Here is a 25740-nt window from a genome sequence, read left to right on the forward strand (position 1 = left end):
GTTGCTCTGATTCTTGTGCCGCCTGCCTACACGTCGCAGACCTGCCACCGGTGTTTGCACATTCATCCCGACCCTGCGCAATCCTATCGCAGTGGAAAGAAGTTTAAGTGTGGACACTGTGGATGGGAAGGGGATGCGGATTTGAATGGTGCGAATGTGATTGCGCTTTTGGGGGCTGCCGTAAACCAGCCTAGAGGTTCGTGGTTGGCTTGCCAACTGCAGGGCTACCGAAAGCCCGCCCTGTACTGCGAAGCAGTCAGGGTCGGGTAGTTTACGTTTTCTCCTCACTATGGCACGTCCTTCTTCTCGGCAAAGGCTGCTGAATGCGGCTCGGGAGCTGTTCGTTCGTCAGGGCATCACCCAGACCACCACCCGTCAAATTGCGGATTTGGCCGGAGTGAATGAGGTCACCCTGTTTCGGCACTTCGGCACCAAGCAAGGGTTACTCCTGGCCGTATTTGGGGAGCTGGGGGTCTTTTCCGGCATAGCCGATCTGCCCCTGAAGGCGGATCCCGCCCCCTCTCAAGGCTCTGGGTTACAAGCCATTCTCCTGCGCTACGTCCACACCTGTTTTCGGGCTTTGGCCGACAATCCTGAGCTGGTGCGCTCCCTGGTGGGAGAGGCCGGTCTTTATTCTGAGGAGCATCGTCGCGCCTTGCGGCTGGGTTTTTCTCAGGCCCAAGAACAACTGACAGAGTATTTGCGGCGATTTCCCAACTCTGAGTTGCAATCTGTCGAGCCGGATCGCCTTAATGCAGCCGTTGGGGTTTTGCATGTGATGATTTTGGGAGCAGCCATGCTGGCAGTAACCGCCGAGTTGCCCACCGTTCACGCCGACGGGGCGGAGCCCTCTGTCGAGGAGCAGAATGAGGAGAAACCGGCAGATAAACAATCAGAAGAAAGCGCTGAACCCGACAGGATACCCTCCCTCCTGCAAGCCTGCGTGGAGCTGTGGATGGCAGGCGTGACCAGAATGACAGAACCTACGCCGTAGCGCAGCCACCCACAATTGGACAAGGCTCTCCAAGTGCCCTAGGTGGGCATGCGATACAGCTTCTCCCAACGACACACTGACTACGGCCAATAAATAGCCCCAGACCACAGGGATCCCGGCAACCTGCAGAACTCCCGTGAGCTCGGAACAAACTCTCTCTGTGTGCAAATAGATGTGCAAACAGGTAGATGTGCAAGTAGAAAAGAGAGGAGGTTGTAAGCCGGGTTCTGTAGTGCAGAGTTGCACTGGCGATCATCCATCTGGGAGTGATGTTGCCATCACCCTCTAGCGGCTCACCACCATCGAGAGCACCCTTCCCCGCTTTGGGTACCGTGATCTCGATGCAGCCAACAGGGGCGAAGAACAGCCATGATCCTGCGGCTGCGGCCTTGCTTTCCACCGGGGTTTACCGAGCCAACGCCTCACGACGTTGCTGGTGGGCTCTTACCCCACCTTTGCACCCTTACCTGTGCTGGGATCCCAGCCATCGGCGGTATGTTTCTGTGGCACTATCCTCGCGGTTACCCGCACTGGGAGTTTCCCCAGCGGTGTGTTCTTCTGAAAGCCCGGACTTTCCTCATCCCGCTGTCTGGTGGCGACAGCAAGGACGCGATCGCCTGCCCCTCCTCTCTCTTCAGCTCGATCCTACTGCATCTCCCAAACCTAGAAAATCCCGGAAATCGGTACAAACTCCACTTGATCGGGAATGTTGGGGGCCAGGTGTAAGATTTGCCGGTTCAAATCCATCACCACAGCCGCCACGCTTTCGGTGCGATCCCAGACGGGCAGATGGGGATCCGGATGGCGGCAGATGCAGTGGGGGGCATTCGTCCGGTCTTGTAGGATTTTTTGAAGAGCGACCGCGTCTAGGGTTCCCGTTTGAGCACTCTGGCGAAGCAAATGATAGGCCCGTTCTAGCCTTGTGGAGGATCCTATATGGGGGGGCAGCTCATCTTCTCGCAAGGCCGGATCCAGGAAATGATTGGTGTGGGCGAGGATCCCTCCTTGAGGGAGATGCAGGCCAATTCCTCGTGGACTGATTTCAAAGCTGGTCGCCTTAGCGGGCTGTAGGCCTGTCGCCTGTCCTGTAATACCGGCAACGCTGACACAAGAGGAGGCGGTGTAGGGGTAGGATCTCACCCTCTCCACAGCTTGCTGCCACTCCTCACACTCCAACAACAAGCGCAATAGCAAATGCACCGGCATTCCCTCGGTTTGCCCATCTAGGGTAGAGCGCAAGAGGTTGAGGGCTACGGCCAACCCTGCTTGATTGAGGCCAATTTTGGCCAGGATCCCAGCTTCGGTCAGGGTGAGGTAGGCAGGGTGGGTATCGGAGTGAACGCGCAACAGCACACAGGCCCTGCGCTGCTCCCCAAGCCAATCCCAGGTTTGGGCCAAGTAGGTGTGGTGGGTGGAGGTAGCCTGGGGCAAGGCCGCTAGGGTAGTACATTCTCCCCCATCCGGGTTGGCTTGGGCTGGATCGATGAGATCAATCCCCTTGAATTCATGAGCAGGATCCGGTGGGTGCTGGGGCACCCCGTTTTGGAGATTGTGTTCCAGAGCAGCGGCGCAGTCGGGATGGGATCCCCTGGGAACCGATCTGGATAAAATTTCGGTGCGCAAATTGAGGGCCAGAATCTCGGCGAAACGGAAGCCACTCCCCGCGGCAATGCCTTGGATTTCTTCCAGCAGGTGGGGCACGTGGCGCTCTAGCCAGGGCAGGGATCCCTCTGCTTGGGTCTGGGCCTGCTGCCAGGTGAGACCACAGCGGTAGGCAAATTGGCGGGCGTAACTAGCAATGCTGTGGCGAATGAGTTGGGCCGCCTGGGATCCATACTGTTGGCCTCGTTGTTGGGGATCCCCCTGCAGATGAAGAATGGGGAACATGGTGCTGGTTTGCCCGTGACCTCAATAGGTGGGCAGGGAGGGATCCACCTCACAAGCCCAAGCGTGAATGCCGCCGCTGATGTTATAAACCTGGGTGAACCCGTTGGCCTGTAGCCACCGGCTCATCTGAGCAGAGCGGATGCCATGATGGCAGAGCACAAAAGTTGGCTGATTCGGATCCAGCTCTGTGAGGATCCGTTCCCTCCATTCCTCGTACCGGCTCAAGGGGTAGTTGCGAAAGCCTAAAGCATTCAAATTCACCAGCTCCAGCTCTGCCGGTTCCCGCACATCGATCAATTGCAGAGGCCCAGCCTCGGGATCCCGTAGGTGTTGGGCCATCTGTTGCGGCGTAATGGAACGGATGGAAGAGGACATCAATCGACTCAAGCCTACACGGATCCCCTCTCAAGATACACCGGCTCAATGGCTGCCCTGAGACTGCCTGCAAGGGTTAAGATGACACCTTGATTTGGGCTTAGCCTGTGTATGGCTGTGCAGCGCTTTTTGATCGACACGGATACGGCGGGAGATGATGTCACCTCGTTGCTCTTTGGGTTGCTCTGGCCCAACAGCAGTGTGGAAGCGATCACCGTCTGTGCTGGCAATTTGCACCTGGAACAATGCGTTGAAAATGCTCTCTATACCCTGGAGGTGGCGGGAAAAGCTGGGATCCCGGTCTATCCCGGGGCCAGCAAACCCCTGGTGGGCAAGCTGGTTACAGCGGCCTACGTCCATGGAGAAGACGGCATGGGCAATTCTTTTTTCCCCAAGGCCAGGCAGCGCCCGGAATCGCTTTTCGCCCCGACAGCCATTGTGGAGCTGGCCAACCGCTGGGCCGGAGAGCTGCAGATTATCGCCCAAGCCCCCCTGACGAACCTGGCTCTTGCCTTGGCTCAGGATCCCAACCTACCTCACAAAGTGAAAAAACTCTGGATCATGGGTGGCACCAACCATGCTCTCGGCAACATCACACCGGCTGCCGAGTTCAACTTTTACGTGGATCCGGAAGCGGCCAAAAAGGTGTTGCAGGCTGGATTTGAGGTGGTGCTGTCCCCTTGGGATCTGGCGGTCAGCGATGGCTTTTTGACACGAGAAGAGCTAGAACCGATCCTCTCCCTGGATACTCCCCTCAGCCGCTTTTACTTAGCGGTGAACCGGGTGGCCTGGGAGTTCAACCGCTCCCATCCTGAAGGGGGAGGTCTTGACGGCATCACCCATCCCGATTCTTTAACCATGGCCATGGCTTTGCAGCCGGAACTGATTGGCCAAAGTTCCCGTCACTATGTGGACGTGGAATGTTGCGGAGAGCTAACTCGCGGCTATAGCTTGGTGGATCGCCTAGGCATTCTGGGTCGGCCTGCCAATGCTGAGGTTGTGCTCAGAGCGGACAAAATGGCTTTTCGAGAGATGCTAATCAAGCTACTGGGGCGATAGGAAACCATCATGATGCGCAAAACCTTGGGGATCTCTTGGGTATTAACGGGGATATTGACGGGGCTGTTCGTTCTCAGCAGTGCCGCTCAGCCTCAAATACGGGTGGGTATTGCCTTTGGAGAAGGGGGCAAAAACGATCGCAGCTTCAACCAATCGGCGGCAGAAGGGGCGGAACGCGCCAAGCAGGACTTTGGAGTGCAGGTGTTCGACTTTGAGCCGACGGATCCCTCCCAACTGGGGCCGGGGGTACGCAAGTTTGCCGAAGAGGGGTTTGATGTAGTGATTGGGGTGGGCTTTGCCCTGGAACCGGCTGTTACCGCCAGTGCCGCTGAGTTCAAAGAGGTGAAGTTCGGCTTGGTGGACGCAGTTTCCCCCGAAAAAGACAACGTGGCCAGCCTCCTCTTCCGAGAACATGAGGGATCCTTTTTGGTGGGCTACATTGCCGGCAAGCAAACCCAAACCGGTGTAGTCGGCTTCTTGGGGGGCATGGACATCCCCCTGATCCACAAGTTTGAGGCGGGCTATCGAGCCGGGGTGGAATATGCCTGCGCCGAAGACGGCATCACCTGTCGCGTCATTGCCAACTATGTCGGGACTACGCCCGCCGCCTGGAACGATCCGGCCCGAGCCAAAGAGATCGCTGCTGCCCAAAAAGCCCAAGGGGCCGACATCATCTATGCCGCTGCCGGGGGATCCGGCCTGGGGTTGATCGACTTTGTCAAGCAAGAGAGATGCCTCAGAGCCTCCGATCTGCCCGCCGGGGTGAGTTTCATTCGGGATCCCTTTGCGGAAGTGCCCAAGCCCGCAGATTATGCCAGCCTCTGCAGTGGGGATACCCGTCCGCTGTTCTTTATCGGTGTGGATGCTAACCAAAACTACCTGGGGGATACCGATAACAACCCTGCCACCCTCAACCACGGTCTCACCTCGATGCTGAAGAGGGTGGATGTGGCCACCTATGAAGTGATTCGCAGCGTGGTGGAAGGCAACTTTGTCGGCGGCATTCAAACCTTTGGCCTGGAGAATGAGGGTGTCGGCTATGCTCTGGATGAGTACAACCAAGCCTTGCTCCCGGCAGATTTGGTGGCCGCCGTGGAAGCGGTGAAGCAGAACATTATCGCCGGAACCCTCCAAGTTCCTGAAGAGCGCTAGATTTTTGAGATTTTTGTTGCCGATTGATGATTGATTGCGGATCCCTTGCGAAGCCTTGACTGAGGAGGGGATTCGTTAGAGGATGCTTTTGCTGAGGGCATTGGATCCCAGCTTGGCCATCTGTACCTTGACCCCGTGGCAGTTGTTTGTTGCTCTGACAACCTTGACCGCTAAGCGCTTGAAAGGGCTTTCCACCTATGCTTGGCCAAGTATCCAAATCTGGTTGGGGGATCTGTTCAGCCTTGCTGCCTCTGTTGGCGGGGGTTGCCCTCGGCTGTGGGGGTGGCGGCGGCAGTTCTCCACCTCTTCCTCCGCCAGGTGGCGGGCCCATCATCCTGAGAGTGGATCCGGCCAGTGGCCCCTTTACCAAACTGGCAGACGCAGTTGCAGAGGCGCAGCGACTTCAGACTGCCACAGCCGGCCTGGAGGTGCTGATCGAGATTTTGGGGACGGGCAGGGAAACTTTGCAAAGCAACCTGGCCCTGGATGGCGGCGATGGCACCAACGGCGGTCGCATTCGCATCACCAGCTCCACCGCCTATGAGATCCTGACCGGGCTCTTTGACGTGATTGTAGCCGGCCAAACCAGCCTGCAGGGGGTAGATGTGGTGCTGGGGGGTGGACGGGTGCAGGTGAACAACGGCACTTTTCAGCCGCGCAAGGTCACCCTCAACGACCCTCGCTCCAACATCTTGGTCAACGGCAATGCTGCGGTTCTAGAGGGAGCCTTGAACCAATTGGCCGAGATTTTGTGCCAGCAATTTTTGGATCCCTGTGTGCAGATCTCTGGGAATGGCCGGGTCAGCCGTGTCTCGCCGATTGTCAGTAAAACGGGTGGGGTGGGCATAGGCACTGTGCCGGGCAGCAATCCCACCATTGAAAACAACACGATCCTCCTCCAGGCTTTGGGGGCTTTGGCCGTTCGCTATGGTGACAACTCCGGCGGGACCTTCCGCAACAACCAAATCGAAGGGGATCCACCCACGGCTGGAGCCGGCTTGGTACTGCAGGCGCGGCAAGCAGGTACGAGTGGCACTACCGGGATTCAGCTGGATGGGGCAGGCTCAATTCCATCCATTCAATCCAACAGGATCGGCGTGGGTGGGATAGCCGGGAGCGTCGGCATTCGCATTTTGCAAGGAACACAAGCCCGTACCCTTTCTGGAAATACATTTCTGGCTCGAGGCGAGGGCATAGGGATAGCAATTCAAGCAGCCCCCGGCACCCCAGATGCGGTAGTCGCAGCCTACCTGGCTGGCAATACTTTCCAAGGAAACTTTGCTCAGAGGGTCACTGGGGAACCTGCGCCCACGCCAACTCCTACCCTGAGGCCACCACCAACTCCTGCACCGACACCCTCTCCCACCCCCACACCTCCAGTATTGGGCACCGGCCCCATTCAAGTTACCTTGAGTTGGAACACCATCGATGACCTTGACCTGTATGTTACGGATCCCACGCAGCAGACCGTGTTTTTTAACAACCGAATTGTCCCTTCTGGAGGACGGCTGGATGTGGATGCCAATGCCGACTGTGTTGCCGTAACCCAAAATGCTGTGGAGAATGTCTTTTGGGCTTCCACCCCGCCCTCAGGGCCATACTTCATCGAGGTGAGATTGTTCCGGCGCTGCTCCCAATCAACTGCTCCCATTCCCTTTACCGTAACGGTTCGCAAGAGCGGAAACGTCGCGCAGACTTTTAGCGGCTCGGCCACATCCCCTGGCTTGGCGGGTAGGTTTACGTTTTCCTTCCCCTGAAGTTAGCCAAGGCTGGCAGCCATCTGCCCTGCCCACGTATGGCCATTTTGGTTCAGACTAGGACACCACACCTATACTCATACTCAGATCTTTGATTGCAGATCGCAGGGTTCAGAAGACCTTATTTCTGCGCCCCAGGCATCTCATTCCCACTAAGGACAGCTCCAACTTCGCGGCCTCGACGCTTTTTCTGGCCATCACCTTGCGGCAGCGGGCGATGCTGGAAGGCAGTCCCACAAGTTCAAACAGTCACATCCCCTGGGAAAGGGGCTAGGGGTGGCGGACAGCGGCGCGGAGCGCTTTGCGTCAGCATGAGTGCGGGAGTATGTCACGCTATTCCGCAGCAGCCTTGGCTGCTTTCGCTTCGGCTTCCTTAGCAGCTTTGGCCGCTCTCATTTCCGCCAGAATCTCCTCCGGTCGTTTGCCAGCCCGCTGGGATCCAGGGGGCAGGTCGTGCGGGTCAATAACCCCTTTAGGCAGATAGGCAAACTCCCGCAGTGGGGTCACCATTGGGTCCTCAGTTACCTTAGAGGGCAGACGGCCCATCGCCACCTGATGGTAGTTGAGGTCGTGGCGGTCGTAAGCGGCCAGCTCATAATCCTCAGTTACCGAGAGGCAGTTGGTGGGGCAAAACTCCACACAATTGGCGCAGAAAATGCACACCCCGAAATCAATGCTGTAGCTGTAAAGCTCCTTTTTCTTCAGCTCTGGGTTGTAGGCCCAATCCACCACCGGCAGGTCAATTGGGCAAACTCGAACACAGATCTCGCAGGCAATGCACTTGTCGAACTCGAAGTGGATGCGTCCCCGAAAGCGCTCAGAGGGGATCAGCTTTTCGAAGGGGTATTGCACGGTTACCGGGCGCCGACCCATGTGGTCGAAGACAACCCCCATCCCTTGGCCGATGTATTTGGCAGCTCGGAAGGCATCGCCCACATATTCTTTGACACGCTTGAGAAACGTCATGACCTATGTTCTCCCTCTCTTGCCTCTTTACTTCTCATTCAACCCCCAAAAAAGGTGGGGAAGGCGAGCTTTAGGGCTGCCGTCAGCAGCAAGTTAACAAAGGATACAGGCAGCAAAAACTTCCACCCCAAGTCCAGCAGTTGGTCAATGCGCACCCGCGGCAAGGTCCAGCGCAGCAGGATGGCCAAGAAGATGAAGATAAAAGCTTTGACCATCGTCATGACAATGCCTAAGGCCGCCGCGCCGATCTGCAAGAAAGGGTTATCCAAGGGGATCCCGGCAAGTGCAGCAATCGTTTCCACCGGCACCACAAACGACCAACCCCCCAAGTACAGCACTGCCGCAATCAGAGAAGCCAGCAGCAAGTTGGCGTAGGATCCCAGATAAAAGAGGGCAAACTTCATGCCGGAGTACTCCGTTTGGTAACCGGCTACCAGCTCTTCTTCTGCTTCCGGCAGATCGAACGGGATCCGCTCCGTTTCCGCCAGAGCCGAGATCAGGAAAATGACAAAGCCAATGGGCTGCCGCCAGACGTTCCAGCTCAGAATGCCCAGGCCGCTCTGCTGCTCCACGATCCCCACCGTGTCCAGACCGTTGCTCATCAGCACCACGGCCAACACTGACAGGGCCAGCGGCAGTTCGTAGCTGATCGATTGAGCTGCCGCGCGTAGCCCACCCAGCAAGGAGTACTTGTTATTGGAACCGTAGCCCGACATCAACAAACCGATGGGTTGCACGCTGGAGGTGGCGATCAGGAAGAACACGCCAATGGCAATGTTGGAGATCAATAGGTTCTGGCCAAAGGGAACCACCAGGTAGCACAAAAAGACGGGCAGGAAAACCAATATCGGCCCCAGCGTAAACAAGACTGGGTCGGCCAAGATGGGCAGAACATCTTCTTTGGTCAGCAGCTTGATGCCATCGGCAATGGGGATCAGCACCCCCTGAGGGCCGGCCATGTTGGGGCCAATCCGCTGTTGGGCTGCTGCCGAGATTTTTCGCTCCAGCCAGGTCATGACCATCACCCCCAAGGTGGCGGCGATGATCAGCAGCAACATCGGCAGGGGCATCCAGAGGGCATGGGCTGCACCTGCTCCCAAGCCTAGGTTCTGTAGGGCAGTCTCGAAGCCAAGTTGTAGGTCGATACCAGCGTTTGTCATGGGGGTGAGTAGCTCCCTAGAGATGGCGGGTTGGGTAGGGTTTGGGATCCCTGTAGCTAAGTTTTCCCGTTGGGATCCGATTGGGGGGGACGGTTGCGGCGGCGTAGCTCCTGCTGGATGATGGCCTGAAGGCGAGCATCAGATAGCTCTTCCGCGCGGCGGCGCCTTTCCTCTTGGTACTTAGCCCATTGCTTGGGGCCAATAATCGCAGCAATGACAGACACAATCAACAGCGGCAGAACCAAGATCGCCCAGGCCATCGCCTTTGTCCTCGCTTTCCGTAAGTATCTTAGCGATTCCTAGCGATCCACCTCGCCCATGATGATGTCAATGCTGCCGAGGATGGCGATCATGTCGGCTACCTTCATGCCGCGAATGAGCTGAGGCAACACTTGCAAATTGACAAAGCCGGGGGGACGGATCTTCCAGCGCCAGGGGCAAACGTTGTCGTCTCCCACGATGTAAATGCCCAGCTCTCCTTTGGCGCTCTCCACCCGCACGTAGGCTTCCCCTTTGGGGATCTTGAAATTGGCGGAAGGCTTTTTGCTGATGAACTGGTAGTCCCCTTTGTTCCACTCCGACTTCGGCCCCTCCAGCATCCGCTTGGCTTCCAGGTTTTCAAAGGGGCCTCCTGGCAAAGCCTTGACGGCTTGCTGCACGATCTTGCAGGACTCGCGCATCTCTTTCATGCGCACCCGATAGCGGGCCAGGCAATCCCCTTCGGGGTAAACGGCCACCTCCCAGTCGAAGTCGTCGTAGCATTCGTAGTGATCCACTTTGCGCAGATCCCAGTTGACGCCACAGGCCCGCAGCATGGGGCCGGACAGCCCCCAATTGATGGCATCCTGCTTGGAGATGGTGCCCACCCCTTCCAGCCGCCGGCGGAAAATCGGGTTGTCGGTCACCAGCCGCTCGTATTCATCCACTTTGGGCAAGAAATACTCGCAAAAGTCTAGGCATTTTTCCGTCCAGCCGTAGGGCAAGTCCACCGCCACGCCGCCCACCCGGAAATAGTTGTTGTTGATCAAGCGCATGCCGGTGACGGCTTCAAACAAGTCTAGGATCCACTCCCGCTCCCGCATGGCGTAGAGGAAGGGGGTTTGGGCGCCCAAATCTGCTAAGAAGGGGCCAAACCAGAGCAGGTGGTTGGTAATACGAGTTAGCTCCAACATGATCACCCGCAGGTAGCTGGCCCGTCTGGGCACGCTGATCCCGGCCAGTTTCTCAACGGCATTGACGGTGATGGCCTCGTTGAACATGCCGGCCCCGTAGTCCCAACGGGAGACGTAGGGCAGGTATTGCACCACCGTGCGGTTTTCGGCGATTTTTTCCATGCCGCGGTGCAAGTAGCCAATCACCGGTTCGCAATCGACGATGTTTTCACCGTCTAGGGTGACCAGCAGGCGCAAAACCCCATGCATGGAGGGATGGTGCGGCCCAAAGTTGAGCAACATCCGGTCGGTACGGGTCTCGATCATGGGCATGGGCATAGCCGCCGCCTCCGCAACTGAAGAATGTTTATAGTCTGCAACATTTGCAGTATAGCCGTTTTCTTCTGCCTTCTCGGGATCCCATGCCATCAAGGATCCCAATCCTCGATATTGAAAATCTCCAGGGGAACTCAACTAGAGTGAGAGAAAAAGGAGGGAGGCCGATGGCTGTATCCCGTTCACCCGCGAATGGCCCATCCCGGAGAGAGCAGCAACATCCGCAGTATGCCACCGACCGGGCTGTGCTCGATGAGCTGATGGTGCAGGCCCAGGAGAGGCCCCTCTCCGAGTGGGTGCTGGCGGAAGTTGCCCGTTTGCGCATCCGTTACCACGGCTTCCCCGGCGCCTGGGATCTGCAGCGGGATTTGGATCAGATCTTGGAACAGTGGGGCATGAGCGAAGAAGAGCTGTTCGCCCAGACCCGCCAGATCCATGCCCGCGGCCAGGTGTACGACCGCAGCTTTAGCACGCGAGACGACTGGGCCTAGTGGAGGGTTTGGGTCGGGATCCCTCACCCCCATCCCCTCTCCCTCTGGGAGAGGAGAGCCCGCCGCTACCTAAGAGACGTGAAGCTGCTCGGCAAAGACGGGATCCAAAGGCACATCTAGGGCGGCAATCACCTTGGTCCAGAAGTTCATGAAGCCAATCCAAGCCGATAGCTCCACCAGATCTTCATCTGACCAAATGGCTTTTAGCTGGGCAAAGAAGCTGTCGGTCACCACCATGCTGGGCACGGTCATCCGCTCAGCGTACTCGATGGCCAGCTTTTCCGCCTCGGTGTAGAGGGTGCTGGTGCGGGCCTGGGCCACCGCCGCAATTTTGGCAGGGGAGGCGCCGTACTTTTGCGCCTGCAGGGTGTGGTAGGGAAGGCAGTAGTGGCGGCAGCCGTTGATTTGGGCAATGCGGATGCTGACCAGCTCCTTCAGCTCTTCAGGCAAGTTGGGGTTTTGGGTGTGCAGCGCCCCGTAGAGGTTCATCACGGCTCGCATCAGTTGGGGCTTGTGGGCCATCACCTGCAGGGGGTTGAGGGCGGTGCCGTAGGTTTTCTCCAGGCTTTCGTAAACCTTTTGCAGTTGCTTATCGGCTTTCTCTGGGGTAACAGGAGGGATCCGCATGGACGGTCTATAAAATTGCAGCATTCTCGACTTTAGCGCGTCTGGGGGATCCGCCCAAGCCTGAGGGGCGCTTCACGGTCTGGGGGAGGGATCCCTTCTCCGCCTGAAACCAGGCACCTGCCTCCCTTCTTACTTGTCAAGGGTCAAGGATTGCCCAAGGATTGCTCAACGGCTTCCACCTGCTGCTGGGTGGCGGTAGCCCCTTGGTTGAGGGTTTGCTGGATCTGTTCCCGAGATTGGTAAATCTGCAGCGGCCCACCTTGAGGGATCCCTTGCTGGGCAGCTTCTGGGCTGGCTTGCTCTGGTCTCGGCTCCGAACTCAGCGGGTTGCGATAGAGGCGGTTAACCAGCAAAAATCCCACCAGCACCACAGCAGTTGCCACCAAAAGCCGAACCATACTCGGATCCCTTGCAAGCATCTGGTTCTAGAATGCCCAAAAAGAGGAGCAGGTATCCGATGTCGGGCAAAGTTGCGCAAACTTCCCAGCCGGTACGGGTTGGCATTGGCGGCCCGGTGGGATCCGGAAAAACCGCTTTGGTGGAAAAGCTCTGCTTGGCGCTGCGGGATCACCTGTCTTTGGCGGTGGTGACCAACGATATCTATACCCGCGAGGATGCCGAGTTTTTGGTGCGGGCCAAGGCCCTGGAGGCAGAGCGGATCATCGGTGTAGAGACTGGGGGCTGCCCCCACACGGCCATTCGGGAAGATGCCTCCCTCAACCTAGACGCCATTCAGGAGCTGGAGCGCCGCTTTTGCCCCCTGGATCTCATCTTGGTGGAATCGGGGGGGGACAACTTGGCAGCTACCTTCAGCCCGGAGCTGGTGGACGCCTGCATTTACGTCATCGACGTGGCCGAAGGGGACAAGATCCCGCGCAAAGGCGGGCCGGGGATCACCCGCTCCGACCTGCTGGTGATCAACAAGATCGATCTGGCTCCCTATGTGGGAGCAGACTTGGGGGTGATGGAACGGGATGCCCGTCGCATGCGGGGAGATAGGCCCTTTGTCTTTACCAACCTGCGCACGGGTGAGGGGCTGGAGCAGGTTCTCAGTTGGCTGGAGCGGGAGGTGCTGTTTCGGCCCATCAAGGCCGACCCCCCCTCGGTGAGCCGCCTGTGAACTTCGGTAAGGCCATCTTGAAGGCAACCCGCCGAGGCGAACATACCCGTATTTGGGAGTATTCTCAGGCTCCCCTGCAATGGCTGGGATCCCCTGGGGAGCCACCTGTGTACTACCTGCGCAACCCCAACGGCGGCCTGCTGGGTGGGGATCGCCACCGGATCGAGATCGGGCTGGGGCCAGGCTCGGCGCTGGAAATTCGCACCCAAGGGGCAACGCGGCTGCATCCCGGCTTGATTCGGCAACAGGTCAAGGTCAAGCTGGCCCCCACCAGCCAGTTGATCTGGATCCCTCACCCGACCATTCCGGGGGCAGGGGCAGACTTTCGCCAGCAGGTGCAAATTGAGCTGGATCCCACAGCCCGCCTGGCCTATGCCGAGATCTGGACTGCCGGACGGCTGGCCATGGACGAACGCTGGCAGTTTCAACATCTTGCCAACTGCTTGCAAGTTTGGGTCACTGCTGGGATCCCATCCTCCCCAGAGGGGAGAAAACTCTGGCTCCAGGAACACATGGATCTGCACTTTCCCCATCGACAAGTCTCCGCCGCGTCGGTGCTGGGATTCCACCTCTGTTGGGGATCCTTGTATTTGCTGGGGGATTGGCCGGAGCCCCCTTGGCCGACCGTTTGCGTCAGCGGGACAGAGCCCCTACACTGGCTGGTCAAGTCTCCGGATCCCATCTGTAAGGGTTGGATTCTGCGCCAGGTGGGGCCACAGGCAGAGGCCATTTGGCGGCATTTTGGCCAGGTTGCACTACAGCTTGCTCAAGCCAAGGGTGGCTCACCCCAGGGGTGGTAGACTAAGGCTGACTCAAACCAACTGGTTGACCCAAGGCCGGGACGGAGTCCTTTGAACGCTGCTCAACGGATTCTCAGACGCTCTGTCCTCAGGGGGCGAAGCCGCTGGCTGCTCCTCTACGAGAAGGGGATGGCCCTGCTGGCCCTGAGCAATCTGTGCTTGGTGCTCTTCGACATGAGCTACGTGCCTGGGCGAGACTTTTGGCTCCAGGGTCGGGTGCAAATTTTTGGCGCCTTTGGCCCACCTATTCCGCTGCCGATTCTTTCCGAAGAAACCAGCCGTTCTCCGGTGACCGACCTATACGACCCCATCAAGGGCATTGAGCCCAACCCCGAAACCCAGCGCTACTTGGCCCTGGTGGATGAGCTGCGCCAGGTTACCCTGCGGTTTGGCGTGGAGTCGGAAGCGGCTGCACCAATCCTGGCCCGCTTGCGGGAGCTCAGCGACGAGATGATCGAGACCAACCCCTTTCAGGGCGCCAACAAAACCGGCCAGTTTGTGCGTATCCTCAATTTGATGCGGGAGCACATCCCAGAAGCCGACTCTGCCAGAGCCGCCTTTGCCCGCTTTTGGACTGCTGAGTACTTGGCCGGCGCCGATCCCGCAGATGGAATTGAATTTTTCCAGACCCGGCTGCGCCCTCTCTTCGAGACCAACTATTTCCGCCCCATTGGTGAGAGCGGTAACCCTGTTGACTTTTTCCCGGTGCTGGATTTTCCCTTCGTGCTTCTGTTTGGGCTGGAATTTTTGCTGCGCACGGTGGCCATCAGCCGCCGCTACACCGGCGTCAATTGGCTGGATGCCATGCTCTGGCGTTGGTACGATGTGCTGTTGCTGCTGCCCTTTTGGCGCTGGCTGCGGGTGATCCCCGTCACCATCCGGCTGGGACAAGCGCAGTTGCTGGATCTGGAGCGGGTACGCGCTCAGGTGAGCCAAGGCTTTGTCACCAACTTCGCCGAAGACCTGACGGAAGTCATTGTTGTGCGGGTGATTAACCAAATCCAGGTATCCATTCAGCGGGGATCCCTGCCCCTACTGCCGGCAGCACGTACCCCGCGGGACTACATCGACATCAACAACACCAACGAGCTGGAGGCGATTGCCAACCTGGTTTTTCGCATTGTCCTCTACCGCGTTTTGCCCCAGGTGCAACCGGAGCTGCAACAACTGCTCCGCTACAACCTGGATGGCCTGCTCAAGCAGTTGCCTGCCATGCAAACTCTAGAACAGCTTCCCGGCCTGGGATCCCTGCCCAGCCAACTGACGGAGCGCCTGGCCAACGAGCTGACTACCACCACCTACAAAACCCTAACGGGCAGTTTCGAGGATCCCGTTGGCTCCAAGCTGGCAGCGCAACTGATGCAGCGGTTTGGTGAAGTCTTGGCACGAGAACTCACCCAGGAGCACGCTTTGGAGGAAATTCGCTCTCTCCTGCAAGACTTGCTGGAAGAGATCAAGATCAACTACGTCGAGCGGCTATCCCACGAGGATCTGGAGGAGGTGATGGAGCAAACCCGCCAGCTTCGGCAAAAGGCCCAGCAACTGGAGAAAGACCGCCGCAACTAGGGTTGGGAGGATTGGTTGACGAGGTTTCGCCAGTTCAGTAGGATAATGTTTCCAGGTCGGGCGAGTGGCGAAACTGGTAGACGCACCGCACTCAAAATGCGGCGGGAAACCGTGTCGGTTCGAATCCGACCTTGCCCATAATTTTTAGTCTGCTGTGACGAGCTGTAAGGCTCGCTGCTTTCTGGGTTTGGTAGGTTGATCCCTCTCGCCTCTTCTCACCAAAGACCCAGTGATAGAAACGGCCAAGCCCTTCTGGAGTAGGTTGTAGGGCATCTTGCGTCCAGATCCTGAATAAGCTTCGTCTTGACTTGAGACAAAGGCAGCCTTTCGCGGCAGCGGGATGGAGGTCTTTTGGGTAACCTGTCACTACGAGCCTACCGGCTAGATAAGGAGGGCGTGAAGATCTGAAACAAGTGGTACCACGAGATAGACCAAGCTATGTTGGCCCGGCGATGTTCTGAGGGCTACTCTGCCCAACACCGTTCGCGGCAGCAGGACGGGATCCCTAGATAGGGCAGTTAGAATCGCGCTTACCCTGCACTTAGAGATGAAGCTCTAGGGGGTGACATACTCCCGCACTCATGCTGATGCATAGAGGGCAGGGCTTCCCGGCAGTCTAGCTAAACTGGGGAATTATGGATGGAACTTTGGAATCTTTCTTTGCCTCTGCCACCCAAATTGGGCTAGGTCTAGCAGGCTTGCTGGCTATGCTCACCCTGCTGGCCTGGATCCGCAATTGGCCCTTGAAGTTTGCGCTGGTGGGCTACACGGCGTTTGCGCTGGTTTTAACAGCGGGATGTTTTGCCCTCAGCTTGGGGCCGATCTTTCGCTCCCGCATTCCCGGTGCTGCCCCCTACACCACCGTCTATGACCAAGGGGCGGATCGAGCGGTTATTGCTGTCAGCCCGGATATCACCCCAGAGCAACTGATCCTCACCCTGAAGCAGGCGGCCAGCGATTTGGGATCCCCGGGCCGCTTCTCCACCGGTTCGCCGGTGTTCACCTTGCGGGCCCGCACCGTCATCCATCCCGAGCCGGGAGTTTCCGAGCCGTTGCTCTTGGGCACGCTGCAACAGCCGTTGGGAAAGCGCCTGCGCACCCCAGAAGAACAACAGCAGCAGCAGATCCATCTGGAGGAAGAGGCCTTTGCCCGGCTGCGGAAGTTGGCCCAGGGTCAGGCTTCTGCCGCCTTGTCTGCAGAGGGAGCGGAAGAGCCAACCACCGGGATCCCACTTGCCCAGTCTTGAGCGCTGAGCCAGCGGCGCAGATCCTGTCCCACCCGGTCGGGGATCTCCCAGGGAAAGAGATGAGCCACGTTGGGATAGACAATGCAGGTGCAGTGGGGCAGGGCGCGGGCTGTGGCCAGGCTGCTGTTGGCGGTGATGTGGCGATCCCGCTCGCCGGCCATAAGCAGTACCGGGATGCGAATTCGGTGCAGCTCTCCCTCGCGGTTGTAGCCCCGTTGCAGAGCAGCGCGTAGAGCTTGGCGAGCCTGGGGGGAGGTGTGCAGATAGGCGGGCAAGGCCATGTGCGCCAAATACCGATAGGCCGTTGGGGTCTGTTGCTGCATCAGGTAGCGGTAAAGGGAGCGACGGCCAAAGGTCTCGATGTTCCATTCCCAGCCGGGCCAAAGCCAGTTGAGCAGCGAGGCAACGCCGGTGTTGACCTGATCCCAAAAATCGGTGGGGGGATGGTTGCTGCGGGGGCAGGCGGCACTGGCCACCAAGACCAAACCCTTTACCCGCTGCGGCAGCCGCAAAGCCAACTCCAGGGCCAGGATCCCGCCCAAAGACCAGCCCAGCACCAGACACGCCTGCCAGCCCAGGCGATTGAGCAGTAATTCCAAATCCTCCAGGTGCTCCTCCATCTCGAAGGGATCCACCACCTGCGAACGTCCATAGCCGCGCAGATCTGGCGCCACACAGGGGTGCATTCCCGCCACTGCCTCTGCAAATACCGCCATGCAGTCGGCATTGCCCGGATGGCCGTGGAGCATCAAGATTGGGAGGGAGGGGATCCCTTCTCCCCAAGTACGATAGTGGAGCTGCAGGCCCATCGCTTGACATTCTCCCTGCCCTAAATGGCAAGGATTCTTTCCCAGGTTGCAGGATGACTCCTAACTTTCTGAGCTACACCACCCTTGCAAGTGGTGGGGGATGCTATGACGCCACCTACTGGGATGAACTCCCAGATACTTTCCCTGTTGACACTGCGCCCTATTCAAGTTGGCGGAGTTCGTTCAACACCATAGCACAAAGCCGCCCTGGTCGCGTCAGCGGGCCGTAGGCCTTAGGGCGGGGCTTGCAACCCAGTTTTCTTGGTCAAAGCTTCTCTTCTGCCCCTGTTTTGAAACTGATCCGAGGCCAATACCCTATTTTTCTCCCTGCCTAGTGCCTCTCTGGCCGATGTCGGGTAGATTTGGCGGTAGCCATCGCTGAAGAATCGGTCAACGCTTTATGAACAGCCCGATCCAGGATTGTGAGCCCCCCGTTTCACCTCGCTCTGAGCAGGGCAGTCTGGGTTGGAGCCTTCCCCTGAAAGGCTTGGGATTTGGCTTGTTTTTCGGATCCCTGGTTTGGGCAGGATGGGCAAGTCAACTCCAGCTATGGGCCCAGCCGGTCGAACAGCAACCTCAGGAAGAAGTCCTTGTGCCGGGGCGCAATCTCGATCCTGGGGCGCAAATCCGGGTGCGTAACGAGCTGGTCAAGATCTGTGGGGACTATCGTTGCGAAGGCTATCGCTTTTCGGTGCGAGTACCGATCAGCCCTGAAGACACCCTGGAAACTCTGCTGGGGCGGCTGGATACGGAGATGCTGCGGGAGGTGGATCGGGTGTTTCAAACTCGGCCCGATTTGAATCGAGTCATTGTCGATGGCTACGTCTTCTCGGGTACTCCCGCTTTTGTCAGCCGGGAAGTGCTGCTGCAAACAATGTTTGTGCCCCGTCACCGTTGGGAAGTGGGGCGCTTTGGGCCAGAGCAAGATGCGATTTTCTATGCCGAGCTGTTGGGACAGGTGACGCCCTTTCTAACTCCATCCCCAACCCCCACGCCTACACCTGGGCCTGTGCCTGGAGAAGGTGTGCCCCCTCTGCCCCCGCCTCCTGGAGCAACTCCTCCCGTAGAGGCAACACCTACTCCTCAAGAAACCCCAGCCGCTCCACCTCCACCTCAAGGGGATGTAATTCAGCGGCAGCCGATCCAGCCCTGAGGGGGTTATGGGGTGGCTAAGTCTGGGTTGTGAGGGATCCTCAGGATCCCTTGTTTTGTGACCAGGCCGGTACCCTCCCAGTTGCCGTGGGGTTGAGTCCTGAGCTGAGGTGATCTAGGCTTCAAAAATGGAGGGATCCCTCTAATCATTGCTTGACTGGTGTACGGCGGCATGGCAGGACACAGCAAGTGGGCCAACATTAAACGGCAAAAGGCCCGTGTAGATGCCAAAAAGGGCAGCCTCTTTACCAAACTCTCGCGGGCCATCATCGTGGCGGCTCGCAACGGCTTGCCAGATCCGGATGGGAATTTTCAGTTGCGGGCGGCAGTGGAGAAAGCCAAGGCAGCGGGGATGCCCAGCGAAAACATCGAACGAGCCATTGCCAAGGGAGCCGGTAACTGGAGCGACGACAGCCCCCTGGAAGAAGTTCGCTACGAGGGCTACGGCCCCGGTGGGGTGGCTGTGTTGATCGAGGCCATGACCGACAACCGCAACCGCACGGCTGCCGAGGTGCGAGAAGCCTTCAGCAAAACCGGCGGCAGCTTGGGAGAAGCCGGCTGCGTGAGCTGGCTGTTCCGGCAAAAAGGGGTGATCAGCCTGGAGGAGGTGTTGGATCCCGAAGCCCTGTTACTGGCGGTGGCGGAAGCGGGAGGAGACGACTTCAAGGTGGAAGGCACAGGAGCAGAGGTGTACTGCGACTACTCTTTGCTGGAGCAGGTGGCCACCTACCTGAAAAAAGAGGGCTACCCAGTGCAAGATGCGGCCATCCGCTGGATCCCATCCACTGAGGTGCATGTGGAGGATCCCGATACGGCCAAGTCAGTGCTTGCCCTGATGGAGCGTCTCGACAACCTAGACGATGTGCAGAATGTCTATGCCAATTTCGAGATCGACGAGGCGGTGATGGAAAGCCTGGCCTGAGAACAGGCTGCCATCATCTTCCGAGAAAGGGAAACCTTCAACAGAAGCATCCGTCAGCGGAGCTTAACGGCGGTGCCAGTGGCGGTGATGAGCAGCAGCACCCCGGTTTGGTCGATGTTGATGGTGCCGGTGTTGATGGCAACACCAATGATGCCGTTTGCCCCCAAGCGTTTGGCCCGCCGCTCCAGCTCTTCCAGGGCTTCTTTTTGGCCTTGCTCGAAAACCCGCTCGTAGGCCCCTGTGCGCCCGCCGATGATGTCGCGGATGCCGGCAAAAAAGTCCCGCAGAGCGTTGCTGCCGTAAACCACCTCGGCTGTTACAATGCCCAGGTAGCCCTCGATCTCCACACCCTGCAGCACATCTGTAGTTGTCAGCAACATCAGCTTGCTTCCTGGGTCAACACCCACCAAGATAGTCGGGATCCTCAACCTTTGGAATCGGGTTCTTGCCCTGTGTTTTCAGCAGAGTGGCGATATGTCGAAGGGCGACCAATCCCTACAGATAACCGTTCCACAACGCATAGTCATTTATCTCACCGTTGAGGTGAAACAAACGACCGGTTGCTTCCTGCTAAGGCCTCCGGCCCGCTAGCGCGATCAGTTGAAATAGATGGTAATAAAAACCACGACTGCTATCAGCCCTTGCCGCGTGGTAGGGCGCTCAAGGGGATCCCTGGCCAAGACCGGCGGCTGATACAATAGCTGCCCAGGGATCCAAACCAAAGATCTCTAGATCTCTGCTTCTCCAACAGGATTTCCCCACAAGCCCGATGGCAGGCCCGATCCGAGTGGTGGGTAGCTTGAACATGGATTTGGTGGTGCAGGTGCCCCATCATCCCGGCCCTGGCGAAACGGTGCTGGGATCCGACTACGCCACCTACCCTGGCGGTAAGGGAGCCAATCAAGCGGTGGCAGCGGCGCGGGCGGGAGCCCAGGTGGAAATGTGGGGAGCGGTGGGATCCGATGAGTTTGGGCGTCTGCTCCAAGAGAACCTGGAGCACAACGGCGTGGATACCCGCCACCTGAGGCAGTTGGAGGGGCCCAGCGGCCTAGCTTTGATCACAGTGGATCCCGGCGGGCAAAACAGAATCGTGGTCAGCCCTGGAGCCAATGGTCGCTATCTGCCGGAGCATTTGCCTCCCTTTACCCCGGCGGCCCTGCTCCTGCTGCAGCTGGAAATCCCCCTGCCCACTGTGCAGGCTGCAGCAGAACAAGCCTCTGCCCAAGGGATCCCGATTTTGCTCAACCCTGCGCCCATCGTGCCATTGCCGGGATCCCTGTTGCGCCGGGTTCGCTACTTGGTGCTCAACGAAACCGAAGCGGCTGCCCTTGCCCAATCCCCTGTGGAGACGCCGGAACAAGCCCAAAAGGTGGCTCAAGAACTGCAGAAACACGGGATCCCAGCCGTTATCCTTACCTTGGGAGGGGCAGGGCTGGTCTGGGCAGATGGGGAAGAAAGTGGCCATTGGCCAGCTCATCCTGTGGAAGTGGTGGATACCACCGCTGCCGGAGATGGGTTTTGTGGGGCCTTAGCTGCTTGTTTGGCTGCCGGGGGATCCCTGAGGGAAGCCCTGCGTTTTGCCAATGCCGCCGCTGCCTTGGTTGTAACCCGTGCGGGAGCCCAACCTAGCTTGCCCCAGCGCTCTGAGATCGAGGCATTTTTGGCCTCTGCCGTAGAAACAGCATAGACTGCTGCTTATCAAAAGTTTTCGACGTCTGCGGTGGAGAAGTTCATTGGCCGTTTGCGTGAGCGCTATGGGGAAACCGCAACCTCCACAGGACAGAGCGGGGCCAAATCCTTTTTCCGAGCTGCTACTCATAGCCGGCGGAGGGGATCCCTTGCTCCATTGAGTACTGCTCAATAGTGCCTTGTCTTCCCTTGTGGGTGTCTTTAGAGTTAGGTAGTGAAAAGAAAGTATTCGGTAATTCTGATAAAGGCCCGTGAGTACCCTCCTTGCTGAAGATGACGCTCTCTACCGTCAGCATGTTCATAGCCTGCTAACACAACATTTGCCTGAGTTCGGCCCGGTATACATGGCCTCGAATGGCCGAGAGGCGTTGGAACTTTACCGTCAGCACTACCCCAACTTTGTGTTGATGGACATTCGCATGCCTGAGATGACCGGGATCGAGGTAGCGCGGCAGGTTTGGTCAGAGTGCCCCAGCACGCGCATCATTTTTTGGTCGCATTTTGCCGATGAAGTCTATGTGCGGGAACTGCACAAGATCGTGCCTCCGCAGACCGTCTATGGCTACCTTTTGAAAAATTGCACCGATGAAAAATTGGTCAGCGCCATCCAAGCAGTGGTGCAGGATGAGCAATGCGTGATCGACCGAGAGGTGCGCGGAGTCGATTCCCGTTCACAAAACAAAATTACCGGTCTCAGCGATGCCGAGTACGAAGTGCTGATCGACATTGCCCTTGGCCTCACCGACCAGGCCATTGCTGCACGGCGCTTTTTGTCCCGCCGAGGGGTAACCAACCGTCTGCGCAACCTCTACGACAAGTTAGAAGTCAGCAACGACCAAATTGAGAGCGACGAGTGGGGAACCACCTTCAGCTTGCGGGCCAGAGCCATCCGCCTTGCTTTCAAACGGGGGTTGATCAACGCCCAACTGCTGGATGAGGAGGAAGTGCATTTGGATCACTGGCTCAGCCGCTACCGACTGGATCCGCTGGACTAGAGAGGGGGTGTTCGAGCCGTCATCGCTCTTGGCAAGCACTTGTAGTCAATTCCCTTGCCAGCGACCAAGGAGACTTGGGCTCAATGGCTGGCCACCCCGCCAAAGAACTGGGATCAAAGCTCCCTCGTACCGCTATGGAGAAGCAAGCCGGCAGTGTGGGGGGTCGCTAGCGGAAAATCATCTCGGCAACCGCCTCAAAGCCGGCATCCAACAGCCGATCCAAGACCGACTGGGCCTGGCTGCGACTGTCGTACAGGCCAGCCTGCAACACTGTTCTGCCGTTGAAAACCGTTTCCACCGCGTCGGGGATGAGCTGCCGCAATCGGTTCAAGTCATCGCTGCTCTTGGGGGTCACCAACACGCGAAATTGAGTTGCCGTTCGCGTTGGCGAAACGGAGTCGTTACCCACAGCAACCACAGGGGGGGCAACTGGAGTTGTAGTGGGAGCAGAGGGAGTAGTTGGGATCCCCGTGGACGGGCGACGGGCCGGCGGGGGCAGAAGGGTGGTGATATCTGTGAGGGGAGCCGAGGGTGGCCTGGGAACAGGAGCTGCGGGGGCAGGGCCAACCGGCTGAGCAGGTGCGGTAGAGCCATCTGGCGTGAAGGGGACGGCAACAAACTCCTGCGCTTGGGGTTGAGTGTCCGCCGGCTGGGCAGGAACGTTGGGCAAAACGCGCCCCCCCGATCCCGATAGAGAGGCAACTGGGCTGGGATCCGTCGATTGCGGCACCGTCACAACCGGTAAGGTGGAGGGGGTCTCAGCCGCTGGCCGGGGATCCCTGGGAGTAGCCGGCTGGGCCGGAGCGCTGGGCAGAGCCAAAGTGCCAGGGGCAATGGGGCGGGGAGCGCTGTCGGGAAGGGCGGCAACGGTGGTTTGACCGGACAGATCCAGATCCCCTTTGACCTGGCCCCGCAGTTGGTTGCCGTTGGCATTGAGGCGCAGGCCGCGGGTGGCGTTGTTGATATCGTATTGGCCGTTGCCCTCAAAGATGTTGTTGCCGGGATCCGTGGCCGTGCCCAGATCCGGCTGGGCGTTGGTGATGGCAGTGAGGCCGGTCTCCAAGTTCTGGGCGATGAGATTGTTGCGCAGGATGGGCCTGGAGCTGCCCCCGACAACCACGCCGGTACGGTTCTGCAGAATGCGGTTGTTGCGCACAACAGGCGCCGAGCGTTGGTCGATGGTGAGGCCAAAGCCGGTTTCTTGGAACAGGTTATTGACGATGGTGGGCTGGGAGGTGCCCAAAACGGAAATGCCGTTGGCCCCGTTTTTATAGAAGCGGTTGCCCTCCACCCAGGGATTGGAAGCGCCGGCAATGAAGATCCCATCGTGGATGCTGCCCACAAAGCTGTTGTTGAGAATGCGCGGGGAGGCAGATTCCACCCAGAGGGCATAGCCGCGCCGCCCCTGGTTGCGCAGGGTAATTCCTCGCACTTCTGCGCCGGTCTCTGCCAGCAGAGCAACATTTTGTCGCCCCAAGGTTGGGCTCATGTAGGTACCCCCGCCGGTGATGAGATAGCCCTCTCCCAAGGTGGACTCGTCCCCACGCAAGGTGAGGCCGGCTTTCAGACGGATGGGGAAGGTTTCGCCGCTCTCCTCGCTATATACCCCGGGAAAAAGCTGAATGACGCTGCCAGCCTCAGCCCGCTGAATGGCATAAGTAATCGTCTTGAAGGGGTTATTGCGGGATCCATCCCCACGGGTATCGCTGCCGTTGGCTGCATCCACGAAAATGGCCGGGCGATTGTCCGGGAGCGGGGGAGCTTGAGGCAGGGTCTGCTCGCCGGTAATACCAGTGTCCAGGGAAGTTTGCGCCCAGCCGGGATCCAATTTGGCTGCTAGCAGTAAGGTGGTGCCGAGTAGCAGAGAGGTTGCCAGCCGCGTCAGCATTGCAGAACGATGGCGCTGCGCCCGCAGGCCGGGCAGGACTGCTGTAGATTGGTGTTCGCCGGATTTCTGCAGACCAATAGGCAGTAAGGACAATAAGGAAGAGATCATGGTGGTTATCCTCACACCAGGCTGGGCTAGAGAAGAAAGGCCGAGGTTATCCTACCAAACTGAGTAGGCGGGATCCTGCCCTATCCGCCAACTCCAAATACGGACTAACGCAGGCTTTTTTTGCAAGTCTAACACTAGCCCTAGAGTAACCTCCCTGCTTGCGCCATGACCTACAAAACCCTTGTCCCCGAACATCTGCCCCAAGAGCCGTCGCTGCTTGAATCCGGGATCCTGCTGTCTCCGGTCTCACCGTGGCAACCCCTGATTCATCTGCTGCTGTTGGGGATCCCGGCCTTCTTGCTGCTCTTGGGAAAACTGATGGCTCAGCCGGTCTTGGGCTGGGGGGCGGTGCTGGCTTGGCTGGGCCTGGCGGGCTGGTGGGGGCGATCACTTTGGGCTCAGATCGGACGCCTTCTTTGGCAGTGGCTGACCACTTGGCCTCAATTGGCCTGGGCGGGAGTGGCCCTCAGCTTGGCCGTGATGGGAGGGATTGCCGGGAGCGGGCTGTTTTCTGCCTTGGGATCCCTGAGTTGGGAAGCAATTGGGGCTTTGGGAGAAGTGTTCGGGGCCACAGGCCAAATCTTGATTGCCATCCTGGCTGCCTACATTGCCTGGCGGCAGTACATTATCTCCCGCGATCTCACCATTCAGCAGAATATCATCACCCAGCAGCAGACCATCGACGCCTACTTTGAAGGCATTTCCAACCTGGTCTTGTCTCCCGATGGGCAGTTGGACGATTGGCCCCTGGAGCGGGCCATTGCTGCCGGGCGCACGGCTGCTTTGTTGAACGGGGTGGATCGCTTCGGCAAAGCCAAGATCCTGCGCTTTCTCTCCACTGCCAATCTGCTCAGCCCTCTGCGGCGAGACGAACACCTGGGCCGACCTATCCTGGATGGCAAGGGGGGCTACCAGCGGGATCGCGTGAACGGCATCCGAGTGGTCAACCTGGGCACGATGCTGGAGGGAGCCGACCTGCATGGCACCCTGTTGCGAGCGGTGGATTTCAGCGAAGCCAGCCTGGAGAGAGCCAACCTGAGCGGCTGCGATCTCAGCCACACCAATCTGTGCGGAGCTAACTTGCGGAATGCCGACCTGCGCGGGGCCGATCTCTACCGCGCTTTGCTGTTTGTGGGATCCCCTCAGACGGCTTCCCCTGCTCAGCCAGGGCAAAAGCCCGATTTCAAGACCGGGGCCTACACCGGAGCTATCGTGGCAGGGGCAGATTTCCGCCAGGCTCGCCGCCTTTCCCCCGAACAGCGGGCCTACCTGGCCGCCTGGGGGGCCGAGCTGGATCCCGAGTCCGAACCTCCCCTCAACTCTCCTAGGCCGCGTTCGGATCCTGCCGACAAAACAGAGTCGTTTCCCCCACCTGCCCCAAGCCCTTGAGCGAGAATGCATTGATGAGCCTGGTTCAGGGCTTTTGCTGCCGATTTTTCGGCCATTGCAACCCGTCTCTTCCATGGGGATGAGGGCGATCCCTTTCAAT

The 25740-nt window shown here is 58.6% G+C and carries 26 protein-coding genes, 1 tRNA gene and 1 other RNA gene; 16 read left to right on the forward strand and 12 right to left on the reverse strand.

What is annotated here, in order from left to right; translation table 11 throughout:
- The coding region (locus tag ACVWVQ_RS10005) for a zinc ribbon domain-containing protein (RefSeq protein ID WP_457508262.1) at positions 1-270 on the forward strand (270 nt) is incomplete at its 5' end.
- A gap of 19 nt (positions 271-289) precedes the next feature.
- Positions 290-994 (forward strand): TetR/AcrR family transcriptional regulator, encoded by a 705-nt coding sequence (locus ACVWVQ_RS10010; protein WP_414357940.1) that lies wholly within the window; start codon positions 290-292, stop codon positions 992-994.
- Between the two features lie 200 nt (positions 995-1194).
- Here the strand turns inward: ACVWVQ_RS10010 and rnpB are convergent.
- The 3 genes from rnpB to ACVWVQ_RS10025 form a co-directional block, all read right to left on the reverse strand.
- An RNA gene (gene rnpB / locus ACVWVQ_RS10015) (RNase P RNA component class A) lies at positions 1195-1625 on the reverse strand.
- Between the two features lie 32 nt (positions 1626-1657).
- Positions 1658-2881, reverse strand: coding sequence for a C45 family autoproteolytic acyltransferase/hydolase (locus ACVWVQ_RS10020; RefSeq protein WP_414417555.1), 1224 nt, complete (start codon positions 2879-2881; stop codon positions 1658-1660).
- A gap of 21 nt (positions 2882-2902) precedes the next feature.
- Entirely contained in the window at positions 2903-3256 is a 354-nt protein-coding gene (locus ACVWVQ_RS10025; RefSeq protein WP_414357937.1) for a rhodanese-like domain-containing protein, read from the reverse strand.
- A 111-nt stretch (positions 3257-3367) separates the two neighbouring features.
- Between ACVWVQ_RS10025 and ACVWVQ_RS10030 the strand changes: the two genes are divergently transcribed.
- The 3 genes from ACVWVQ_RS10030 (at position 3368) to ACVWVQ_RS10040 (ending at position 7224) form a co-directional block, all read left to right on the forward strand.
- Positions 3368-4315 carry a nucleoside hydrolase gene (locus tag ACVWVQ_RS10030; protein ID WP_414357935.1) on the forward strand — a complete coding sequence of 316 codons (948 nt, stop codon included), beginning with the start codon at positions 3368-3370 and terminating at the stop codon, positions 4313-4315.
- A 12-nt stretch (positions 4316-4327) separates the two neighbouring features.
- The gene (locus ACVWVQ_RS10035) at positions 4328-5467 is read left to right on the forward strand and encodes a BMP family lipoprotein (RefSeq protein ID WP_457508309.1); all 1140 of its coding nucleotides are present in this window, start codon (positions 4328-4330) and stop codon (positions 5465-5467) included.
- A gap of 242 nt (positions 5468-5709) precedes the next feature.
- Positions 5710-7224 (forward strand): right-handed parallel beta-helix repeat-containing protein, encoded by a 1515-nt coding sequence (locus ACVWVQ_RS10040; RefSeq protein WP_457508265.1) that lies wholly within the window; start codon positions 5710-5712, stop codon positions 7222-7224.
- Positions 7225-7557: 333 nt separating this feature from the next.
- On the opposite strand, the gene ndhI is transcribed toward ACVWVQ_RS10040, so the two are convergent.
- Genes ndhI through ACVWVQ_RS10060 form a run of 4 tightly spaced genes read right to left on the reverse strand, consistent with a single transcriptional unit; the run spans position 7558 to position 10834 of the window.
- Positions 7558-8190, reverse strand: a complete 633-nt coding sequence (gene ndhI, locus ACVWVQ_RS10045; RefSeq protein ID WP_414409206.1) for an NAD(P)H-quinone oxidoreductase subunit I — start codon at positions 8188-8190, stop codon at positions 7558-7560.
- A gap of 38 nt (positions 8191-8228) precedes the next feature.
- A complete protein-coding gene (nuoH, locus tag ACVWVQ_RS10050) occupies positions 8229-9350 on the reverse strand; it encodes an NADH-quinone oxidoreductase subunit NuoH (RefSeq protein ID WP_414331864.1) in 1122 nt (373 codons plus the stop codon).
- Between the two features lie 56 nt (positions 9351-9406).
- Positions 9407-9610 carry a hypothetical protein gene (locus ACVWVQ_RS10055; RefSeq protein WP_414331866.1) on the reverse strand — a complete coding sequence of 68 codons (204 nt, stop codon included), beginning with the start codon at positions 9608-9610 and terminating at the stop codon, positions 9407-9409.
- Positions 9611-9649: 39 nt separating this feature from the next.
- Entirely contained in the window at positions 9650-10834 is a 1185-nt protein-coding gene (locus ACVWVQ_RS10060; protein WP_414331873.1) for an NAD(P)H-quinone oxidoreductase subunit H, read from the reverse strand.
- 170 nt (positions 10835-11004) lie between these two features.
- On the opposite strand from ACVWVQ_RS10060, the gene ACVWVQ_RS10065 reads away from it, so the two are divergent.
- Positions 11005-11328 (forward strand): DUF3288 family protein, encoded by a 324-nt coding sequence (locus ACVWVQ_RS10065; protein WP_414356075.1) that lies wholly within the window; start codon positions 11005-11007, stop codon positions 11326-11328.
- A 69-nt stretch (positions 11329-11397) separates the two neighbouring features.
- Here ACVWVQ_RS10065 and ACVWVQ_RS10070 read toward each other — a convergent pair whose 3' ends face one another.
- Both ACVWVQ_RS10070 and ACVWVQ_RS10075 read right to left on the reverse strand, forming a co-directional pair.
- Positions 11398-11955: a carboxymuconolactone decarboxylase family protein gene (locus ACVWVQ_RS10070; protein ID WP_414352218.1), complete on the reverse strand. Its 558-nt coding sequence runs from the start codon at positions 11953-11955 to the stop codon at positions 11398-11400.
- A 143-nt stretch (positions 11956-12098) separates the two neighbouring features.
- A complete protein-coding gene (locus ACVWVQ_RS10075; RefSeq protein ID WP_041436298.1) occupies positions 12099-12353 on the reverse strand; it encodes a hypothetical protein in 255 nt (84 codons plus the stop codon).
- A 59-nt stretch (positions 12354-12412) separates the two neighbouring features.
- Here ACVWVQ_RS10075 and ureG point away from each other — a divergent pair, with 59 nt between their 5' ends.
- The 5 genes from ureG to ACVWVQ_RS10100 all read left to right on the forward strand — a co-directional run bounded on the left by ureG (position 12413) and on the right by ACVWVQ_RS10100 (position 16688).
- Positions 12413-13075 (forward strand): urease accessory protein UreG, encoded by a 663-nt coding sequence (ureG, locus tag ACVWVQ_RS10080; protein WP_011432513.1) that lies wholly within the window; start codon positions 12413-12415, stop codon positions 13073-13075.
- Complete coding sequence (locus tag ACVWVQ_RS10085) at positions 13072-13875, forward strand: urease accessory protein UreD (protein ID WP_457508268.1); 804 nt, start codon at positions 13072-13074, stop codon at positions 13873-13875. Before ureG ends, ACVWVQ_RS10085 begins: the two co-directional genes overlap by 4 nt.
- Before the next feature lie 51 nt (positions 13876-13926).
- Positions 13927-15441 (forward strand): hypothetical protein, encoded by a 1515-nt coding sequence (locus ACVWVQ_RS10090; protein WP_457508270.1) that lies wholly within the window; start codon positions 13927-13929, stop codon positions 15439-15441.
- Positions 15442-15499: 58 nt separating this feature from the next.
- Positions 15500-15579, forward strand: a tRNA-Leu gene (locus ACVWVQ_RS10095).
- 497 nt (positions 15580-16076) lie between these two features.
- Positions 16077-16688 (forward strand): Ycf51 family protein, encoded by a 612-nt coding sequence (locus ACVWVQ_RS10100; protein WP_457508272.1) that lies wholly within the window; start codon positions 16077-16079, stop codon positions 16686-16688.
- Here the strand turns inward: ACVWVQ_RS10100 and ACVWVQ_RS10105 are convergent.
- Complete coding sequence (locus ACVWVQ_RS10105) at positions 16616-17497, reverse strand: alpha/beta fold hydrolase (protein ID WP_457508274.1); 882 nt, start codon at positions 17495-17497, stop codon at positions 16616-16618. The two genes, ACVWVQ_RS10100 and ACVWVQ_RS10105, sit on opposite strands and share 73 nt — an antisense overlap.
- A gap of 400 nt (positions 17498-17897) precedes the next feature.
- Here ACVWVQ_RS10105 and ACVWVQ_RS10110 point away from each other — a divergent pair, with 400 nt between their 5' ends.
- Both ACVWVQ_RS10110 and ACVWVQ_RS10115 read left to right on the forward strand, forming a co-directional pair.
- Complete coding sequence (locus ACVWVQ_RS10110; protein ID WP_457508276.1) at positions 17898-18650, forward strand: hypothetical protein; 753 nt, start codon at positions 17898-17900, stop codon at positions 18648-18650.
- Between the two features lie 171 nt (positions 18651-18821).
- Positions 18822-19571: a YebC/PmpR family DNA-binding transcriptional regulator gene (locus tag ACVWVQ_RS10115; protein ID WP_011432973.1), complete on the forward strand. Its 750-nt coding sequence runs from the start codon at positions 18822-18824 to the stop codon at positions 19569-19571.
- A gap of 53 nt (positions 19572-19624) precedes the next feature.
- On the opposite strand, the gene ACVWVQ_RS10120 is transcribed toward ACVWVQ_RS10115, so the two are convergent.
- Entirely contained in the window at positions 19625-19951 is a 327-nt protein-coding gene (locus tag ACVWVQ_RS10120; protein WP_457440305.1) for a YbjQ family protein, read from the reverse strand.
- A 389-nt stretch (positions 19952-20340) separates the two neighbouring features.
- Here ACVWVQ_RS10120 and rbsK point away from each other — a divergent pair, with 389 nt between their 5' ends.
- Both rbsK and ACVWVQ_RS10130 read left to right on the forward strand, forming a co-directional pair.
- Complete coding sequence (gene rbsK / locus ACVWVQ_RS10125) at positions 20341-21258, forward strand: ribokinase (protein WP_457508278.1); 918 nt, start codon at positions 20341-20343, stop codon at positions 21256-21258.
- Between the two features lie 253 nt (positions 21259-21511).
- The gene (locus ACVWVQ_RS10130) at positions 21512-22255 is read left to right on the forward strand and encodes a response regulator (RefSeq protein ID WP_457508280.1); all 744 of its coding nucleotides are present in this window, start codon (positions 21512-21514) and stop codon (positions 22253-22255) included.
- Positions 22256-22421: 166 nt separating this feature from the next.
- On the opposite strand, the gene ACVWVQ_RS10135 is transcribed toward ACVWVQ_RS10130, so the two are convergent.
- Positions 22422-24251 carry a DUF1565 domain-containing protein gene (locus tag ACVWVQ_RS10135; RefSeq protein ID WP_457508282.1) on the reverse strand — a complete coding sequence of 610 codons (1830 nt, stop codon included), beginning with the start codon at positions 24249-24251 and terminating at the stop codon, positions 22422-22424.
- Positions 24252-24416: 165 nt separating this feature from the next.
- Here ACVWVQ_RS10135 and ACVWVQ_RS10140 point away from each other — a divergent pair, with 165 nt between their 5' ends.
- The gene (locus ACVWVQ_RS10140) at positions 24417-25640 is read left to right on the forward strand and encodes a pentapeptide repeat-containing protein (RefSeq protein ID WP_457508284.1); all 1224 of its coding nucleotides are present in this window, start codon (positions 24417-24419) and stop codon (positions 25638-25640) included.
- The last annotated feature ends 100 nt before the right edge of the window (positions 25641-25740 follow it).

The organism is Thermostichus sp. MS-CIW-36 (assembly GCF_054059035.1).